Origin of the sequence: uncultured Flavobacterium sp., from assembly GCF_963922255.1 — a bacterium.
Classification (GTDB): domain Bacteria; phylum Bacteroidota; class Bacteroidia; order Flavobacteriales; family Flavobacteriaceae; genus Flavobacterium.
In genome coordinates, this window is record NZ_CAWUIC010000039.1 from 1 (window position 1) to 3,461 (window position 3,461).

Genomic DNA, 3,461 nt, shown 5'->3' on the forward strand with positions numbered 1-3,461 from the left:
CAGAAACATCAGCTGGTGAATCAGCAGTAATTGTATTGATTGTAACTGTAAAACTAGCCTCAGATGAACAAATGTATGGAGCCGTGCCAGACTCAGCATAAACATAAACCGTTTGTGAAGAAGTTATTGGATTAGAAACGTTTATCGGATTTATACCTCCTGGTTGTGAATAATAATTTCCAACTGTTAAAGCAGGTAATGCGTAAGAATCACAAGCCGAAACATTAACTACAGGATCTAACACCGGTGCTGGTGTTATGGTAACTGTATCAGATATAGATAATGATAAATTACAATTACCGTCAAACACATTATTTAAATCAATTGAAGTTGTCGCAGTAATATTAGGTTCTGTTACCGTTCCATTTCCACTTGAATCCAAAGTAATGTTCGATGAAACTCCACCGTTTATAGTATATGTTACAATAGAATTAGGAATTCCAGTTATGGTAAAAATAGCATCTGAATTTTGACAAACAGGTGAGTTCGTCGATAATGTAGGTGCTGTAGAAGCTGATAAAACTGTAACTGTTAATGTATCTGAAAGTGAAGTATTACATGCTCCAACATTTATATTACTTAAAAGAATTACTACATCACTAGTAGCATTCATAACAGTTATAGAAGCGTCTCCATTACCATCTAATGTTACATTTTGAGATGTACCACCGTCAATAGTGTAAGAAACTACTCCATTAGGACTTCCTCCTGTTAAAGTGAAAATTGCATCAGAACCAGAACAAATTGGACTATTTGAAGTAACTGTTGGTCCTGTTAATGAACTTAAAACGGTAACAGTATGTGTCTCTGAAATTACAGAAGTACAAGTGCTTACTGCTATATTACTTAAAGTAATTGTAGTATCTGCAGTTACACCGCTTACAGTAACTAAACCTACTCCTGTTGCATCTAAAGTAACAGTTTGAGTGCTTCCTCCGTCTATTGAATAGGTTACAACGGCATTTGGAGTTCCAGTAATTGTAAATATTGCATTATCATTAATACAAACGGGACTATTAGAAGTAATTGTTGCTGTTAAATTATTAATTACAGTAATCGTTGTACTACTAGTACTAGAACATGTTGGATTTGGATCAGTAGAGTCAACATTAATGACATAAGTTCCAACAGCTGTAGGAGTATATGTAACAGTTGCTCCAGAAGTTGTATTTAAATCTGTTGCAGGACTCCATAGGAAAGATCCATTACCTCCAGAAGCCACTAAGTTAATAGAACTTCCTAAACAAACAGTTGCAGTTGCGGGTGTTATTTCAACATTCGTCTGAGTTCCACCACCTGTAGCACTAATACTATAGTCACAAACATCTCCTGCGAAACCATCAATCATTAAGTAGTAAGTATTACCAACGACAAGTCCACTAGCTGAGACGTTAGCTGGTCCGGATGGTACACTACCAGGACTCCAACACGTTAGACTAGTTACGGGTCCTGAACCACAAGTAGCTGCAGAAAAAATCATCATTTGAATACCATTATTATTAGCACAGTTCTGAACTGAAACACTAAGAGATATAGATGTTGCTGTAGCTACAAAAGTAAGAAATGAATTATTTTCAATTGAACCACAAAAAGCAGTATCTAATTGACTCCATGAATTATCACCATATGTTGCTGAAGTATTTCCACAATATCCATTTAAATTACAAATAGGTGTTGCTGTTGCACATGCATTACCAGCAGCTGGATTTGTACCACACCCTGCAAAAGTTGTATTGAACGGGAATGGTCCTGACCAAAAACTTGTTCCATCTGGACTTCCACAATCCGCTTGTACATAAAACTCATAGTTAAAAGATGAATTTAATCCTGTTACTGTAAATGGATTTGTTGAAGCAGGAATTACTGTTGATGCTGCAGTTGGGTAACCCGTTCCTGTTGGTTGTACAACTACATTCCAACTTGTTGCTGTACCAGTCTCATTCCAAGCTAATGTAGCTCCTGTAGCATTTACTCCAGAAACAGATAAACTGTTTGGTTGAGGACATGCTGGTGGTGGAACACATAGAATTGTTGCATCCCATCCTGGTCTCACTACACTTGTGTCTGATGTAAAATTAAATGTTAAACATCCATTTGTTGCAGTTGAAATAAATTGTGGAGGTAAATTTGTTCCTGTAAATGTTCCTAACAATGGTGCTGAAGTGTTACTTCCGTCATAAATTCTTAAATTATCAAAATTATTTTCAAGATTAAATGAGTTAAAAATAACTACCACTACATCTCCTGGATTACTAGGACAAATTGTTGTTGTAGTATTCTCACTATTAGCATAATCACCTGTAGCTCCTCCTGAATCATAAAAATGTACTCCACCGCAGTAATTTGGTGGTGGTGGTGGTGTACTTACACACACATTAAAGGTTGTATTTTGAAATGGAGCATTCACTGCGGTGTAAACTCTAATAAAATATGTTTGACCCACAACTAGCCCATAAGCTGTACTTGCATTTGGATCACTACAAACAATTTGTGTCAATGTTCCACATGGGTTTGTTGCATTTGTTGATTCGTAAACCGCATGATTCAAATCAGTATTTGTTCCTGCAACATTTAACAATTGAATAGTGTGTGAAGTTTGAGTAGCCACAAATGAAAACCAAACATCATCATCAGCAGTACCAACACATGTATTAGCTTGTGGTGATGCCGTAGCTCCTGCAACTGTACCTGGAGTGGTTAATGCACAAGTTCCATCATTATTTGGAGTGACATTAGTAGCAGAATCACAATTATCATTAGCTGGAATTGGTGGTTGTGGTATACATGTTGTAGCTAGTGAAAAAGCACCTTGAGCTGTTCCAGAACCATAAACATATATATAATAGTCTGTTCCTAATGTTGTTAATATTTGAACTTCTGATTGTGTTCCACAAAAATTATCATTTCCTGCAACACAAGTAAATGAGCCACATGCTCCAGTTACTACTTGTAATTTTGTATTGAAAGTAGAACCACATAAAGAAAAAGTAACTATTTCTCCTGTTCCAGTAAAACTGTACCATAATCCACCTGATCCACCAGTTGTACCACAAGTACCTGTTGGTGCTCCAGTAGTAGTTGCTCCTACAGTAGTTTGTGTTACCGTATTTCCACAAGTAAGTGGTATTGCACCAGAACATAAATTATTTGTGAAAGGACAAAATTGTTGTGTAAATACTGCACTATCTCTAAAACAGTTTGCGTCTTGATCATTCTGTAAGTGTACTGTAACGTTAGTTCCGTTAGGGAAAGGTCCAAATTGCATCATTCCTGGTGCAGTTAAAGATGGCACTGCAGTTGGTGAAGCCGGAGTACTTGTTCCTGTAATTGAAGTTGCCGTACCCATATTTGTAACATTCGCTGTTACATAAAATGTATCTGGATCTGTTGTACTATTACAATTTGGCACTAACGCAAATGTTGATGTCATATTAGTACAAGAATTTTCTATTATATCTAAA

1 protein-coding gene is annotated in these 3,461 nt (G+C 36.4%); it reads right to left on the reverse strand.

Annotation, left to right across the window (positions count from 1 at the left end):
* The coding region (locus AABJ49_RS14190; protein ID WP_338378950.1) for a fibronectin type III domain-containing protein at positions 1 to 3,430 on the reverse strand (3,430 nt) is incomplete at its 3' end.
* Positions 3,431 to 3,461 lie beyond the last annotated feature (31 nt).